Annotated in this window: 14 protein-coding genes; 4 read left to right on the top strand and 10 right to left on the bottom strand. The window is 60.8% G+C overall.

The genetic code is table 11. The features are described from left to right. Nucleotides 1-2 precede the first annotated feature (2 nt). From DFO48_RS21420 to DFO48_RS21385, 8 genes are all read right to left on the bottom strand, one after another. Nucleotides 3-674 (bottom strand): GDSL-type esterase/lipase family protein, encoded by a 672-nt coding sequence (locus DFO48_RS21420; RefSeq protein WP_042438234.1) that lies wholly within the window; start codon nucleotides 672-674, stop codon nucleotides 3-5. A gap of 179 nt (nucleotides 675-853) precedes the next feature. Beyond that, entirely contained in the window at nucleotides 854-1,246 is a 393-nt protein-coding gene (locus DFO48_RS21415; protein WP_114864704.1) for a RidA family protein, read from the bottom strand. Between the two features lie 2 nt (nucleotides 1,247-1,248). After that, nucleotides 1,249-1,710, bottom strand: a complete 462-nt coding sequence (locus tag DFO48_RS21410; RefSeq protein ID WP_114864703.1) for a thioesterase family protein — start codon at nucleotides 1,708-1,710, stop codon at nucleotides 1,249-1,251. A 76-nt stretch (nucleotides 1,711-1,786) separates the two neighbouring features. Beyond that, entirely contained in the window at nucleotides 1,787-3,397 is a 1,611-nt protein-coding gene (locus tag DFO48_RS21405; RefSeq protein WP_114864702.1) for a benzoate-CoA ligase family protein, read from the bottom strand. Nucleotides 3,398-3,451: 54 nt separating this feature from the next. Further along, the gene (locus DFO48_RS21400) at nucleotides 3,452-4,615 is read right to left on the bottom strand and encodes an acyl-CoA dehydrogenase family protein (RefSeq protein ID WP_114864701.1); all 1,164 of its coding nucleotides are present in this window, start codon (nucleotides 4,613-4,615) and stop codon (nucleotides 3,452-3,454) included. Nucleotide 4,616: 1 nt separating this feature from the next. After that, nucleotides 4,617-5,471, bottom strand: a complete 855-nt coding sequence (locus tag DFO48_RS21395; protein WP_114864700.1) for an enoyl-CoA hydratase family protein — start codon at nucleotides 5,469-5,471, stop codon at nucleotides 4,617-4,619. A 21-nt stretch (nucleotides 5,472-5,492) separates the two neighbouring features. Further along, nucleotides 5,493-6,263, bottom strand: coding sequence for an SDR family NAD(P)-dependent oxidoreductase (locus tag DFO48_RS21390; protein WP_114864699.1), 771 nt, complete (start codon nucleotides 6,261-6,263; stop codon nucleotides 5,493-5,495). Nucleotides 6,264-6,384: 121 nt separating this feature from the next. Continuing rightward, nucleotides 6,385-8,709 (bottom strand): bifunctional salicylyl-CoA 5-hydroxylase/oxidoreductase, encoded by a 2,325-nt coding sequence (locus DFO48_RS21385; RefSeq protein WP_114864698.1) that lies wholly within the window; start codon nucleotides 8,707-8,709, stop codon nucleotides 6,385-6,387. Between the two features lie 118 nt (nucleotides 8,710-8,827). Here DFO48_RS21385 and DFO48_RS21380 point away from each other — a divergent pair, with 118 nt between their 5' ends. Together DFO48_RS21380 and DFO48_RS21375 are read left to right on the top strand one after the other, a co-directional pair. Further along, nucleotides 8,828-9,352 carry a MarR family winged helix-turn-helix transcriptional regulator gene (locus tag DFO48_RS21380; protein ID WP_370449603.1) on the top strand — a complete coding sequence of 175 codons (525 nt, stop codon included), beginning with the start codon at nucleotides 8,828-8,830 and terminating at the stop codon, nucleotides 9,350-9,352. A gap of 38 nt (nucleotides 9,353-9,390) precedes the next feature. After that, nucleotides 9,391-9,870, top strand: coding sequence for a hypothetical protein (locus DFO48_RS21375; RefSeq protein WP_003078055.1), 480 nt, complete (start codon nucleotides 9,391-9,393; stop codon nucleotides 9,868-9,870). A gap of 54 nt (nucleotides 9,871-9,924) precedes the next feature. Here the strand turns inward: DFO48_RS21375 and DFO48_RS21370 are convergent, their stop codons facing one another. After that, a complete protein-coding gene (locus tag DFO48_RS21370) occupies nucleotides 9,925-10,398 on the bottom strand; it encodes a universal stress protein (RefSeq protein ID WP_003078056.1) in 474 nt (157 codons plus the stop codon). 121 nt (nucleotides 10,399-10,519) lie between these two features. Here DFO48_RS21370 and tgt point away from each other — a divergent pair, with 121 nt between their 5' ends. Then, complete coding sequence (tgt, locus tag DFO48_RS21365) at nucleotides 10,520-11,692, top strand: tRNA guanosine(34) transglycosylase Tgt (protein WP_003078058.1); 1,173 nt, start codon at nucleotides 10,520-10,522, stop codon at nucleotides 11,690-11,692. 274 nt (nucleotides 11,693-11,966) lie between these two features. Then, a complete protein-coding gene (locus tag DFO48_RS21360) occupies nucleotides 11,967-13,388 on the top strand; it encodes a GGDEF domain-containing protein (RefSeq protein ID WP_034349418.1) in 1,422 nt (473 codons plus the stop codon). 49 nt (nucleotides 13,389-13,437) lie between these two features. Here the strand turns inward: DFO48_RS21360 and DFO48_RS21355 are convergent, their stop codons facing one another. Further along, the gene (locus DFO48_RS21355; RefSeq protein WP_114864696.1) at nucleotides 13,438-14,538 is read right to left on the bottom strand and encodes a serine endopeptidase; all 1,101 of its coding nucleotides are present in this window, start codon (nucleotides 14,536-14,538) and stop codon (nucleotides 13,438-13,440) included. Nucleotides 14,539-14,605: the final 67 nt, after the last annotated feature.

Here is a 14,605-nt window from a genome sequence, read left to right as displayed (position 1 = left end):
GTTTACGCCAGAAAACCAGAAGCCCGGGCATGAGCCAGCAACAGTTCGGTGAATCGCGCATAGCCTGCGGCATTGGCATGTACCTGATCGGCGCGCAAGGCGCTATTGCCCAGCACCTCGCTCCAGGCATCGGGCAGCAATGCCACCCGGTTGTCCTTGGCCAAGGTTTGGTAGATGGAGTGATCCTTCATGCGCCCCGTCAACGCTGCACTCAGGCTCAGCTCCGGCACGGCCACCAGCAGCACGGGGGTCACCCTGGCTTTGCACAGCTGCAGCATGCGCGTGATCTCGCCTTGCACAACTTGCTCGCTCCTGCGCTGCAGCCAGTCGTTACCACCGGCGCACAGAATCGCCAACGATGGCCTGTGCTCATCGAGCAGCCCCGGCAAACGGTCCGCAATCTGTTTGCTGGTCTCACCCGAAACACCGGCATTCACCACCTTCCAGCCCGTGCGCTCGGCCAGTAGGCTGGGGTAGCTGGCATCTGCGTTGGCTCCAACACCTTGCGTCAAGGAGTCTCCAAGCGCCAACACGGTAGCTCCGGCAGGAACGGCAGCGGCCTTGGGTGTCTTCTTGCCACAGGCACTTAGCAGCATTGCGCCCCCCGTCAGCAATGCTGCGGCACGCATGCCTTGAAGAACATGGCGTCGGTACGGGTCAAATATCGGCTTCATGGCATCTCACAAAACAGCGGGTTTGCAACGGCTGGAGGGCAGCCCCTTGGGCGCGAGGATAGCTCAGCCTCCGCCGCCCCAATGCAAACCGCGCAGCACAACGGTAAAACTGCAAAGCAGCAGCCGTAAAAAAACCGCTGCGCCCAAGGCCCAGCGGCTGTGCGTGCGCAGATTGCCAATCAGTCTGGCACGACTGCCGTCACCTCGATCTCCACCTTGGCCCGGTCCTCGATCAAGGCCGCCACCTGCACGGCCGTCATGGCCACGTTGAATGAACCAATCAGCTCTCGATAGGCCTTGCCGATCTCGGCCTGCTTCGCCAGATATTCCTTCTTGTCGGTGATATACCAGGTCATGCGCACGATATGGTCAGGCCTGGCTCCGCCGGCCTGCAGCACCTCGACGATATTGTGCAGAGCCTGCCTGGCCTGCGCCGCGAGGTCGTCGGTATGAAACCGGCCCTCCGCGTCCCAGCCAATCATGCCGGCCACATAGATCTGGCGGCCGCTGACGGCCACGCCATTCGCATATCCCTTGGGCCGGGGCCAGCCCGGCGGTAGCAGTACTTGCATGTTCAACTCCTGTTTTCTGTTGGATTGGATGAACTCAGCCAGCGTTCGATGGCGCGGCGAATTGCTTGTGGCGCGGTAATCGCCTGATGGGTTTGAAGATTGGTGAAGACCAGCACTTTCTGCGCCGTCACGCGCAGCTGGCCGTCAGGACCTGTGCAATCCACATCGAGCGTCAGCGAACGATTGCCCAGCTTGGCAACCGACAGGCCCAGACTCACGGTTTCACCCATGCGGGTGATGGCGCGAAAGTCGCATTCCAGGTGCACGATGGGCAGACCCACCCGGTCCTTGTGCAGCATGTCCGCATAGCTCAGGCCCAGTGCATTGTTGAACCAGTCTTCGACCAGCCCGTTGAACAGCACCAGATATTGGGGAAAGAAGATGATGCCTGCCGGATCGCAGTGCGCAAAACGAATCGGCACCTGCGTCACAAAGCGTTTTGAAGCCATTGCCACTGCATTCATACCCAAACAATTCCTTCAGCAAAATCTGCCTGCAGCGCTTTTCAAGCATGCGCATGCAGCTTTAAAAACATGGCAATCAGGTTTGATGCAGGCGAAAGCGCTGCAGCTTGCCCGTGGCCGTGCGCGGCAGTTGATCGACGAACTGTACGGCCCGTGGATATTTGTAGGGCGCGACCTGGCTCTTCACAAAATCCTGCAGCTCCATGACCATGGCATCGCTGGCCACATGGCCGGCACGCAGCACCACAAAAGCCTTGACGATCTGGCCTCGCTCGCTGTCGGCCACGCCAATCACCGCGCATTCAGCCACAGAACCGTGCTGCATCAGGGCCTCCTCGACTTCAGGCGCCGCGATGTTGTATCCGGCCGAGATGATCATGTCGTCGGTGCGTGCCTGATAAACGAAATAGCCATCGACATCCATCAGATAGGCATCACCCGTCAGATTCCAGCCCCGGCTCACATACTTGGCCTGACGGTTGTCGTTGAGATAGCGGCATCCCGTGGGTCCCTGCACGGCCAGTCTGCCCACGGTGCCGGGCGGCACCTCAAGCCCCGCATCATCCACAACCTTGGCACGATAGCCGGGCACGGCCTTGCCTGTGGCACCGGGACGAGCCTCCTCTTCGCGGTGCGAGATGAAGATGTGCAGCATCTCGGTAGAACCGATACCGTCAATGATTTCAATACCAGTCGCGTCCTTCCACAGCGCTCGTGTGGAGGCGGTCAAGGCCTCGCCTGCCGACACACATTTGCGCAACCGGGTGCGGCGGATGCGTTCGCCCTGCTGGGCCATCACACGGTAGGACGTGGGCGCCGTGAACACCACACTGGCACCAAATCGCTCAATGCCATCAACCAGTTGCACGGGGCCGGCTTTCTCCAGCAAGGCCATGCTGGCTCCGATGGACATAGGGAACAGCACCTGCCCTCCCAGCCCGAAAGTGAATGCCAGCGGCGGGCTGCCTATGAACACATCGTCGGCATTGGCACGCAGCGTATGCACGGGCCAGCAGGCGCAGACCGCCATCACATCACGATGAAAATGCATGGTGGCCTTGGGCACGCCCGTGGTGCCCGAGGTGAAGCCCAGCAAACAGGTATCGGTGGCTGCGGTTGCCACGGCCTGGAAGTCATCGCCCGCATGCTCCATCATGCGCTCCAGTGCATCGGCTTCCACACTGTTGAAATAGCGCACGGCCTTGAGCGTGCTGGTTTTTTCCTGTGCACCCTGTACCTCGGTGCGCAACGCAGCATCGCACAGCGCATGGCTGATTTGCGCTATGTCGATGATGGTGGACAGCTCCTTGGCCCGCAGCAGCGGCATGGCGGCCACGGCAATGCCCCCGGCCTTGATAACGCCAAACCAGCATGCCACCATCATGGGATTGTTGGGTGCGCACAGCAACACGCGATTGCCGGGCTTCAGCCCCAGCTCCTGCGTCAGCACATTGGCGATGCGATTGGCCTTGAGCTGCAGATCTGCATAGCTCCAGCGCAGGCCTTCGGCCTGAATGCACAGACGGTCGCCGCGCCCCTCGCTCACATGTCTATCCAGCAGCTCCACGGCACAGTTAAGGCGCTCGGGGAACCGCAGCTCGGGCAGCTCGAAAATGAACTCGGGCTGCTGCTCGGGTGGTGGCAGGTTGTCGGCAGCAAAGGTATCGATATGCGCGGTGTACGACATGACTCACACTCCTTTTGGCCAAAACAGGCTGATGTTCTTTATTGGTGAGCGCTTTCAGCCATGGTTTTTGATGAGGTCACGCCCGATGATGAGCTGCTGCACCTCGGTCGCGCCTTCGTAGATCCGCAAGGCGCGAATCTCCCGGTAAAGGCGCTCCACGGGTTGCTCGCTGACCACGCCCAGGCCGCCCCAGATCTGCACGGCGGCATCGATCACCTGCTGGGCGTTTTCGGTCGCCGTCATCTTGGCCATGGCGGCTTCCCTTGTAACGTTCTCGCCCTGGTCGCGCAACCAGGCTGCGCGATAGGTCAGCAGCGCCGCGCTGTCGATCTGCGTGGCCATCTGCGCAAGCTTGGCCTGAGTGAGCTGAAAATCAGCCAGCACGCCGCCGAACATCTTGCGGCTGGTCGCGCGCTGCAAGGCCTCATCCATGGCTCGACGCGCAAAGCCCAGCGATGCGGCGGCCACCGAGGTGCGGAACACATCGAGCGTGCGCATCGCCACCTTGAAGCCCTCGCCGGCCTCGCCCACGCGCTGGGCGGCAGGCACGCGGCAGTTCGAGAACTTCAAACGCGCCAGCGGGTGCGGAGCGATGACGTTGATACGCTCGACAATCTCAAAACCCGGGGTGCCAGCCTCCACAATCAGGGCCGACAAACCACGCGAACCCGCAGCCTCGCCCGTACGCACGAAAACGACATAGAAGTCGGCAATGCCTCCGTTGGAGATCCAGGTCTTCTCGCCGTTGATGACATAGTGATCACCTTCCAGCCTGGCCTCGCAGGCCATGGCCGCCACGTCCGAGCCGGCGTCGGGCTCGGACAGCGCAAAAGCTGAGATTGCCTCGCCCCTGGCCACCAGGCTCAGATAGCGTGTTTTCTGCTCATCGCTGCCCGCCAGAGAAATCGCCCCCGAGCCCAGACCCTGCATGGCAAACGCAAAGTCGGCCAGTCCGCTGTGGCGCGCCAGAGTCTCCCGGATCAGGCAGATGGCTCTTGTGTCGATCTGCTCCCCCGCACCGCCATAGGCCGTCCCAGCAACCGCATGCCGCAGCCAGCCTGCCTCGCCCAGGGCCTTGACCAGTTTGCGGCATTCAGCATCCACATCGGGGCCATGCGCATGCGCAATGCTCTGCCTGGCCCAGGCATCCAGCGACTGCGCAAGGCGTGCGTGATGGGGCTCGAAAAAAGGCCACTTCAGATAGCTGGTGTCTGCCATATCAGTTTCCTTGAAAGACCGGTTTTTGCTTGGCGACAAACGCGTGATAGGCACGCGAGAAATCCTCGGTCAGCATGCACAGTGCCTGGGCCTGCGCTTCGGCCTCAATCGCCTGCTCAATCGTCATGGCCCATTCCTGGTGCAGCATGGTCTTGGTAATGCCGTTGGCAAAGCTGGGACCGGCAGCCAGATCGCCAGCCAGCTTCTGCGCCTCGGCCAGCACGCTCTCAGGTTCGCACAGACGGTTGAAGAAGCCCCAGCGTTCGCTCTCCTCACCGCCCAGGCCGCGTCCCGTATAGAGCAGCTCGCTCGCACGCCCCTGACCGATGATGCGAGGCAGCATGGCGCAGGCCCCCATGTCGCAGCCAGCCAGCCCCACGCGGTTGAACAGGAACGCAGTCTTGCTGCGCGCGGTGCCCAGGCGCATGTCCGAGGCCATGGCCATGATGGCCCCAGCACCCGCACATACGCCATCGATTGCCGCGATGATCGGCTGAGGGCAGGCACGCATGGTCTTGACCAGCTCGCCCGTCATGCGGGTGAACATCAAAAGCTCCGGGGCCTTGAGCGCGACCAGCGGCCCGATGATTTCATGCACATCGCCACCCGAGCAGAAGTTGCCGCCGGCGCCGACCATCACCACTGCCTTCACATCCTGAGCCCACTTGAGCTGGTGAAACAGGTCACGCAGCTCGGCATAGGAATCAAACGTCAGCGGATTCTTGCGCTCAGGGCGATTGAGGGTGATGGTGGCCACACCATCTGTCACCTGCCACTGGAAATGCGTGGCCTTATAACCCGCCAGCAGCTTGTGATTGCCAGCTTGCAGCGCTGGATCGATTGCGTATTCGCTCATGTCTGTCTCCAAAAATCCGGTTCACATGACTTCGCCACCAGCGACGGCTATGGCTTGCCCGGTAATACTTGCTGCACCTCGCCCACATAGCCACAGCACGGCGTCCGCCACCTCGTGCGGCTGTACCAGGCGGCCTTGGGGGTTGGATTTGACGAACTCAGCCATTGCCTGCTCTGGAGTGCGGCCGGTCTTGGCAACGACTCGGTCAATGCTGGTTTTGACAATCTCGGTTTCGGTATAGCCGGGGCAGACGGCGTTGACGGTGATCCCGGTCTTGGCGTACTCCAGCGCCAGGGCTCGTGTCAGGCCCACCACGCCATGCTTGGCCGCTACATAGGCCGCGACATAGGCGTAGCCCACCAAACCAGCCGTGCTGGCCACATTGACGATTCGTCCCCAGCCCGAAGCGGACATGGCCGGCAGCACTTGCTGAATGCAGTGCATGGTGCCGGTCAGGTTGACCGCCAGCATCTGCTGCCAATGCGCGGCATCCATCTTCATGAAGGGCGCGCTGCTGGCCTGGCCGGCGTTATTGACCAGAATGCTGATGTCACCTTGCACGGCTGCCGCCTTCGCAAACGCTGTTGCCACCTGTTTTTCATCGGACACATCGGCCAGCACCATCTGGCATTGACCGGGGTGCTCTTCCACCAGTTTCTGCAGCGGCTCGGCGCGACGTCCCAGCACCGTGACGCGAGCGCCCTGCTCCAGCAGTTGGCGCGCAATCGCCTCGCCAATGCCCTGGCCCGCGCCCGTCACCAGCGCATGTTGATGGTTGAGATCGCCTGTCATTGAATTCTCCAGACCACTGGCCCACAGAACTGGTGCACTCCAGCTCGTGGCTCCCCGCAGCGCAGGCTGCGTCTGCATGCGTTGACCGAGAGGGAAAACGCGACGCGAATCAGGGGGTGTTTCATTTGGCCCCGGCTTGCTGCGCTTTCTCGCGCTCGAACAGGGCTTCCATCTGGCGCTTGCCCTGGAAGTATTGCTTGGGCCAGACGATAGGCGTGTAGCCAATCTTGGCGGCCTCGGTCAGCGTCCAGGCCGGGTTGGCCAGATGCGGGCGTGCCACGGCACAGAGGTCGGCACGTCCTGCAGCAATGATGCTGTTGGCATGGTCGGCCTCGCTGATCGCGCCCACGGCCATGGTCGCAATACCGGCCTCCTGGCGAATGCGGTCTGCAAACGGGGTTTGATACATGCGACCAAACACCGGCTTTTCAAGCTTGCTGACCTGCCCCGATGAGCAGTCGATCAGATCGGCACCTGCGGCCTTGAAGGCCTTGGCAATCTGTACCGCATCTTCGGGCGTGATGCCGCCCGGCACCCAGTCATGAGCCGAGATGCGCACGGACATGGGCTTGTCCTGAGGCCAAACGGCGCGCATGGCCTTGAACACTTCCAGCGGGAAGCGCAGACGGTTTTCCAGGCTGCCGCCGTATTCATCGCTGCGCTGATTGGTCAGCGGCGAGATAAAGCCCGACAGCAGATAGCCGTGCGCACAGTGCAGCTCCAGCCAGTCCACGCCGATGTCGGCCGCCATTTGCGCAGCGTGCACAAACTGCTGCAGCACCTCATCCATGTCGGCGCGTGTCATGACCCTGGAAATCTGGCTCACTCCCTGCAGATATTGCTGCTCAGACGCTGCCATGATGGGCCAGTTGCCCTGCTCCAGCGGCAGATCCGTACCTTCCCAGGCCAGCCGCGTCGAGGCCTTTGCACCCGCATGGCCGATCTGCATGGCGAACTTGGCATCGGTGTTGGCGTGAATCCAGTCGCTGATGCGTTTCCAGGCCTGCTTTTGCTCAGCACTATAAGTACCCGGGCAGCCGGGCGTGATGCGCCCCTCGGGGCTGACACAGGCCATCTCGGCAAACACCAGACCGGCACCACCGAGCGCACGCGCACCCAGATGAACGAGGTGAAACTCACCAGGCACGCCATCAACCGCAGAGTACTGCGCCATGGGTGAGACCACGATACGGTTCTTCAGCGTGAGGCCGCGCAGGGTATAGGGCAGGAACATGGGCGGCGGCGCATTGGCATCGACCGCGACGCCGTTTCTCTCGGCCAGCCATTTCTCATAGCCGCCAAGCCACTGCGCATCACGCATGCGCAGGTTCTCATGGCTGATGCGCTGACTGCGCGTGAGCATGGAGTACATGAACTGCTCGGGCTCCAGTTGGTCGCAATAGCGCTGGCCGCAGACCTCGAACCACTCCATCGCATTCCAGGCCGCGTTCTGAATGCGCAGCGTCTCGACACGACGCGCTTCCTGATAGGCCGCCAACACCTCGGGAATATGCGCAGCCGCATCACCCCGCTGCTTGAACTGGCGTGCCAGCTCGATCGCATCCTCGATCGCCAGCTTGGTTCCTGAGCCAATGGCGAAATGTGCCGTATGCACGGCATCGCCCATCAGCACCACATGGCTGCCCTTGCGGTTTTTCAACCACCACTGGTCGCAGACCACGCGCTGAAAGTTGATCCAGGCCGAGCCGCGCAGATGGCGGGCATTGGTCATCAGTTTCTCGCCCTGCAGATTGTCCGCGAACAGCTTTTCACAGAAGGCAATGGACTGCTCCTGATCGGCGGTGTCGAGACCGCTGGCTTTCCAGCATTCCTCCGTGGTCTCCACGATGAAGGTTGAGGTCTTGTCGTCGAACTTGTAGATATGCGCCTGAAACCAGCCATGCGGCGTGCGCACGAAATCAAAGGTGAATGCCTCGTAGACCTTGTTCGTTCCCAGCCAGATATAGCGATTGGGGCGGGTGACGATATCGGGCTTGAAGATGTCGGCATATTTGCTGCGAATGCGCGAGTTCACGCCATCGCAGGCAATCACCAGGTCGGCATCCGGATAATCCTCGTCGCTTTGCACATCGGTCTCGAACACCAGGTTCACACCCAGCTGTTCGCAACGCGCTTGCAGGATATTGAGCAGATGCTTGCGGCCAATCCCCACAAAGCCATGTCCTCCGGAGCGAATCTTTCGCCCTTTGAACAGCAACTCGATATCGTCCCAATGATTGAAAGCCTGCTCGATCTGCACGGCCGTCACCGGGTCCCAGTCGCGCATATTGTCCATAGTGGCATCGGAGAAAACCACGCCCCAGCCAAAGGTGTCGTAGGGCTTGTTGCGCTCCACCACCGTCACCTCATGTGCAGGGCTCATCTGCTTCATCAGCAAAGCAAAGTACAAGCCGGCGGGGCCACCGCCTATGCAGACAATTTTCATGACTGTGATCCGTTCCTGGCTTTTCAAAAAAATTACTTTATATCTAAATTATTAATGCATGAAATTTTCACTAAAATCCGGCCAAACCCTGAACCCAAAGCACGCTAGTTTGCGCACCATGCCAACCATGGCCCAACACAATCCGGATTTTTCCATCGACATGCCCGAAGCCCCGGGACGCGAGGCTGGCCTGTCCCACTCCGACCATCAGGCCGTGCGCCTGTGGCTGCGCCTTCTGACCTGCAGCACACAGATCGAGCAGGTCATTCGCAGCCAGCTACGCACAGAGTTCGGCACGACCCTGCCTCGTTTTGACTACCTGGCACAGCTCAGCCGCTTTCCCAAGGGTCTGCGCATGAAGACCCTGTCGGAATATCTGATGGTGACCGGCGGCAATGTGACCGGACTGACCGATCAACTGGTGGCCGAAGGCTGGGTGGAACGCGTGGCTGACGAGGAAGACCGCCGCTCCATGATCGTGCGCCTGACCCGTACGGGCAAAAAGCAGTTCAAGGCCATGGCAGCTGCGCATGAGCTATGGCTTGAGCAGTTGCTGACTCCACTGGGCAGCAAAAACGCCAGCGATCTGTACGAACAACTGGGCAAACTCAGACAGGTGCTGAGCTCGCCAGAAACTGCCTGAGCCCGAAAAAACACCGTTTTGTGACAATTTCATGGAGAATGCCCTGCACGCAGTCCTGCGTGACACAGGCTTGGGGGGCATGGTTCATGGATTTACTGCATCTGCGATATCGGCTCAAGTCCGGGTTCTACTATCTCTACGACATGCGTGATGCGCCCAACGCCATCACGGGAGAGCGCCCCTATCGCCTCAAGACCGAGCTGGTCGCCATCGCGTTTGATCGAATCACAGGCCGCGTGCACCAGCATGGTCACCCCACCCGCATCCACTCCTGGGCCATGGGCGCGCAGCGCCGTCTGCGCATGGCAGGAGACTGGGAAGGCGCGAACCGGCTGGTCGTGGTCTCAGGCCCGCTGCCCGAAGAAGAAATCAACAAATGCCTGAGCGTGCAAGGCTACTGCCGCTGGATGCTGACGCGTCTGGCAAACATGCCGCATGGCAAATTTGCAGCCCATCGTGCAGGCAGCCGCAGCAGCTGGCAAAGACGTGAGTCAGGCCAGCAGCGCCAGGCTGCCTGATTTCCACTCAAATTTCCGCCAGCTCTTATTGATCAAGCGCAGAGCGCCATCAAATCAGGATTCAGCCTCTTCAGCGGAACTGTCATCCGCCTCGGCCACTTCGGGCATCTTCACAATCGTCACCGGCAGCCGACTGTGTCTGGCCACCTCACGAGAGACCGAGCCGATCAGGATGCTGCCCAGGCCGCTCTGGCCCGTCGCACCGATGATGATCTGATCGCACTCATTGCTCTCGGCAATATCAATCAGGGTATTGGCCTCTTCGCCCAGGCTGATCTCCACTTCATAGGAGGCCCCGGCCTCCTTGAGAAGATCCTGTGCAGGCGCAACCAGATCCATGCCGGCTTCGATGCTGGCGTTGGCAATCAGGTCTGAATCTGTGGTTGCAAGCTCCAGCAGCGTGGCCTCCTTCTGCACATGAGCTATCACAAAGTGAGCATCCAGTCCGCTCTGCAAAAGCTTGATGCCGTGGCGTACGGCCTCAAGTGCGACATCCGATCCATCCACCGCAATCATGATCTTGAGCATGGCAACCTCCTGTTCGTCTTGCGCACCAGTGTAGGCCCTGGCTGCAAAGACGGGTTGCGAATCTGGGGCAAGCACCGGCTATTGCAGCAGTGCTTGCGGGCATCTGGGAAAATAGCGGGCTATGCTGCAGTTTGACCTTCTCAAGACCGACCCGAACAGCCACGCGCGCCGTGGCACCTTGACGCTTAACCACGGCAAGGTCCAGACCCCCATCTTCATGCCCGTGGGCACCTATGGCACCGTCAAGGGCGTGATGCCGCGCAGCCTTGAAGAAATGGGCGCGCAGATCATCCTGGGCAACACCTTCCATCTGTGGATGCGTCCTGGCCTGGACATCATGAAGTCCTTTGGCGGTCTGCACGACTTCGAGAAGTGGGACAAGCCCATACTGACCGACTCGGGCGGTTTCCAGGTCTGGTCGCTGGGTGCCATGCGCAAGATCACCGAGGAAGGCGTGCATTTCCAGAGCCCCGTGAACGGCGACAAGCTGTTCATGTCGCCCGAGGTCAGCATGCAGATCCAGACGATTCTGAATTCGGACATCGTCATGCAGCTCGACGAGTGCACGCCCTACGAAACCAACGGCAAGAAGACCACCGAAGCCGAAGCGCGCAAGTCCATGGAGATGAGCCGTCGCTGGGCCAAGCGCTCCAAGGAGGAGTTCCAGCGCCTGGACAACCCCAATGCCTTGTTCGGCATCGTGCAAGGTGGCATGTATACCAATCTGCGCGAGGAATCGCTGCAGGGCCTGCTGGAAATCGATTTCCCCGGCTATGCCGTAGGCGGCGTCTCTGTGGGGGAGCCCAAGGACGAGATGCTGGAGATCATGGCTCACACGCCGCATCTGCTGCCCGCCAACAAGCCGCGTTACCTGATGGGCGTGGGTACGCCCGAAGACCTGGTGCAAGGCGTGGCCGACGGCGTGGACATGTTTGACTGCGTGATGCCTACCCGCAATGCTCGCAACGGCACCATCTTTACGCGCTACGGCGATCTGAAGATCCGCAACGCCCGCCACAAGGTGGATCACCAGCCCATAGACACCACCTGCACCTGCCATGCCTGCGCGGGCAAGAGCGGCGTGAGCTGGGACGATGGCGGCCGAGAAGGCTTCAGCCGAGCCTATCTGCACCACCTGGACCGCTGCGGCGAAATGCTGGGCCCCATGCTGACCACCATCCACAACCTGCACTATTACCTGAACCTGATGCAGGAAATCCGCAACGCACTGGACGCAGGCACTTTTGCCCAGTTCCGCGCCCAATTCAAGGCCGACCGCGCACGCGGGGTCTAAGCCACCCATCGTCTGCCGCAGCAGAACCACCAAAAAGCCAGAGCGAGTCTCTGGCTTTTTTCATTCGGCGGTTGACATCCGGCTTGCCTGGAGTCCGTCAAATGAAAAACATCGTCAATTGCGTGCCTCAAAACCGCTTCGGCAATCATTTTTCTGTATGTTTTTGTTAAAACCACAACATCTGACGGCAACAACAGGCATTTTTGGCGATTGATATCGAATTCGCAAAGAGCCACTGAAGAAAGTTCCACGAAACGCTCTCGGCCCCTCCCCCATGACCGACGCCTCCGCACCCAAGCCAACGCCGATGCTGCAGACCGCTGCCCCCAGGACATGGGCAGCGGCGCTCGGGCTTGGGAGCCTGGTGTTTCTGGCCGCCTTGCTGGGCATACTGGGGCGCCCCATGGGATTTCTCTCGGCGATCTGGCCTGCAAACGCACTGCTGCTGGGCCTTTTGCTGCACCGCCCTGACTGGCTTCGCCCGAGCTCGGTGCTGGCGGTTTCGGTCGCCTATATCGCAGCTGATCTGCTCACAGGCAGCCGGCTCGATGTGGCAATCCTGCTGAGCATCGCCAATATGGCCGGTGTGGGCGCGGCCTGGGCGCTGATGCACAGACAGCGCCATGCCACTTTGTTCATGCAACGCCAGTCCTCCGCCCTGCTGCTGTTTGTGGGCAGCGGCCTGGGCGCACTGACGGCAGCGCTGCTGGGAGCGCCGGTGCTGAGCGCCGTTTTCGGGACGCCGCACTGGCAGGCCTTTTCCATGTGGCTGAGCAGCGAATGGCTGAACTACATGATGTTTTTGCCCATTGTCCTGGCCTGGCCGACACGCAAGCAGCCAGCTGGGCATCTGGGCGAGTCCTCCCCCTTGCGCCGCATCCTGCCTTTGCTGTCTGTCATTGCGCTGGAAGCCATCAGCTACTGGATCAAAGGTCCCGGCTCGCTGGCGTTCTCGCTGCCGGCTCTCATATGGTGCGCGCTGAGCTATCGCATCTTCAGTCTGACGCTGATCACGGCAACACTTTGCCTGAGCAGCATCATTTTCATTTCGCTGGGCACGCTTGAATTCACACCCGCACATTTTCTGGAGGCTTTGTCATTTCGCGTGGGGCTATGCATGCTGGTGCTGGGCCCACTTGCGGTGGCAGGATCGCATATGGCGCGCAACGAGCTGATGCAAAAGCTCAGTCATGCCGTCAACCACGACTTTCTGACCGATATGCTGGCACGCGGTGCCTTCATGAAGCAGGGGCAAAGAATACTGGAGCGTTGCCGCCAGGATGGCCAGCCCTTCGCCATTCTGATGCTGGATCTCGACCATTTCAAACAGATCAACGACAGCTTCGGCCATGCGGGAGGCGACCAATTGCTGCGCAGCTTCAGCCAGACCCTGAGCCAGGTGCTGCGCGCTCAGGACATCGTAGGTCGCATGGGAGGCGAGGAATTCGCCGTGGCTCTACCCAAGGTGGATGCAACCGCTGCGCAGGAGATCGCCAAGCGCATCAACCGCTCCATCCGGGAGCTGCGCGTGCCCATGAATGACAAGACGATGAGCGCCACCGTCAGCATAGGTCTGGCTCATACTGCCAGCCTGCAAGCGCATCAAAGCCTGGACCTGCTTCTGCAGCAGGCAGACCAGGCTTTGTATGAGGCCAAGGCCGCCGGGCGCGATCGCGTCGCAGCGCAGCTTCGCTGAGCGCGACACGCCACTGCCGCCCCCGACAAGCCGGTCGCCCGGCCCACGGTCATCCGGGCTCGCCGGACCCGGAGGCGGGCGAGGCTGCCACCGCCGCATCGGGACGCGGCAGCATCTTGCCGGCCGCAGTGCCACAGCTATGACAAAAGCGTGAGAACGCGCTCTTGCGGGTGGCGCAGCTTCCGCAATGGTCGAACAGGCCGATGCCGCAATGGGGACAGAAGTCGATCTCGGTGTTCTTGAGATCCACGGGGCGCTCGCAGCCCGGGCACACATTCTTGGACAGCCGCTCCAGCGCCACGTCATAGCTCAGCTCTTCACGGCGCCGCTCTTCGGGCAGAGACTCCTGCAGCTTCTGTTTTTCCAGATAGCGGTTGAGCGCAAGAATGGCATAGCGGCCCAGCAGCACCGTCACCACGATGCCCACGATATAGCGCACATAGCCGCCGTAGTCAGGCAGATAAGGCACCAGCTCGACAAAGAAGGCAAACAGCGCAAAAAAGATGAAGCCCCAGACAAAAGGCCACCAGGTACTCTTGCGCTTCCTCGCGAACAGCCAGCCCGCCACCACCAGCAAAGGCAGGGTAATGGCCAGACGGAACAGAAACACGCGCAGTTCACTGGCTCGCATGGCGGCTTCATATTGGGGATAGGCCTGCTCGCGCAGACTGCTCATCTCGGCCTCGGCGTTGGAGACGGCCTGATTGGCCTCCAGATGGGTCTGTGCTTCCTTCTCGCGCTCCTGGCGGGCCATGTCCTCGGCCTGCTTGAGCGCATCCAGCGCCTTGCTGCGTGCGACCAGTTCTGCATCCTGCTCAGGGCGCTCCGTCGCACGGCGGGTCGCCACCCAGTTGTCAAAGGTGTCGCGCGCCGACTGGTAGCGCGCACGCTCAGCGTCGAACTTGAGCTGTGCCCTGTCCAGCGCCTTCTGGGTCACGCCGGCTGTCTTCTGGGCCTGGTCGATTTCGGCCCGCACACGCTGTACATCGGCCTCAGGAATAAAGGACTCGATCTCCAGCGAGCGATCGGGCTGCGGCAGATTACCCACCACCAGCCCGCCCAGGCCTATCAGGAAGAAGGCAAACACCAGCGCCACCAGCCAGAGGCCACGGCGAAACCATTTCTCGGGCAAACGCAGAGACTTGCTCATTTTCAATTACTCCAAAAACGTAGCGCCATGCGCATACTCAGCAAGGCCTTGAAGCTAACAGGGCTCA

Origin of the sequence: Comamonas sp. AG1104 (genome assembly GCF_003350425.1) — a bacterium.
GTDB classification, from domain to species: Bacteria; Pseudomonadota; Gammaproteobacteria; order Burkholderiales; family Burkholderiaceae_C; genus Comamonas; species Comamonas testosteroni.
The sequence above is the reverse complement of the archived record's forward strand: the minus strand, read 5'-3'. Positions and strand labels throughout refer to the sequence as shown.

What these genes read in the sequence shown, in the direction of transcription:
- DFO48_RS21420 (WP_042438234.1), bottom strand. Translation starts at nt 674, where the DNA reads ATGAAGCCGATATTTGACCCGTACCGACGCCATGTTCTTCAAGGCATG.
- DFO48_RS21415 (WP_114864704.1), bottom strand. Translation starts at nt 1,246, where the DNA reads ATGCAAGTACTGCTACCGCCGGGCTGGCCCCGGCCCAAGGGATATGCG.
- DFO48_RS21410 (WP_114864703.1), bottom strand. Translation starts at nt 1,710, where the DNA reads ATGAATGCAGTGGCAATGGCTTCAAAACGCTTTGTGACGCAGGTGCCG.
- DFO48_RS21405 (WP_114864702.1), bottom strand. Translation starts at nt 3,397, where the DNA reads ATGTCGTACACCGCGCATATCGATACCTTTGCTGCCGACAACCTGCCA.
- DFO48_RS21400 (WP_114864701.1), bottom strand. Translation starts at nt 4,615, where the DNA reads ATGGCAGACACCAGCTATCTGAAGTGGCCTTTTTTCGAGCCCCATCAC.
- DFO48_RS21395 (WP_114864700.1), bottom strand. Translation starts at nt 5,471, where the DNA reads ATGAGCGAATACGCAATCGATCCAGCGCTGCAAGCTGGCAATCACAAG.
- DFO48_RS21390 (WP_114864699.1), bottom strand. Translation starts at nt 6,263, where the DNA reads ATGACAGGCGATCTCAACCATCAACATGCGCTGGTGACGGGCGCGGGC.
- DFO48_RS21385 (WP_114864698.1), bottom strand. Translation starts at nt 8,709, where the DNA reads ATGAAAATTGTCTGCATAGGCGGTGGCCCCGCCGGCTTGTACTTTGCT.
- DFO48_RS21380 (WP_370449603.1), top strand. Translation starts at nt 8,828, where the DNA reads ATGCCAACCATGGCCCAACACAATCCGGATTTTTCCATCGACATGCCC.
- DFO48_RS21375 (WP_003078055.1), top strand. Translation starts at nt 9,391, where the DNA reads ATGCCCTGCACGCAGTCCTGCGTGACACAGGCTTGGGGGGCATGGTTC.
- DFO48_RS21370 (WP_003078056.1), bottom strand. Translation starts at nt 10,398, where the DNA reads ATGCTCAAGATCATGATTGCGGTGGATGGATCGGATGTCGCACTTGAG.
- tgt (WP_003078058.1), top strand. Translation starts at nt 10,520, where the DNA reads ATGCTGCAGTTTGACCTTCTCAAGACCGACCCGAACAGCCACGCGCGC.
- DFO48_RS21360 (WP_034349418.1), top strand. Translation starts at nt 11,967, where the DNA reads ATGACCGACGCCTCCGCACCCAAGCCAACGCCGATGCTGCAGACCGCT.
- DFO48_RS21355 (WP_114864696.1), bottom strand. Translation starts at nt 14,538, where the DNA reads ATGAGCAAGTCTCTGCGTTTGCCCGAGAAATGGTTTCGCCGTGGCCTC.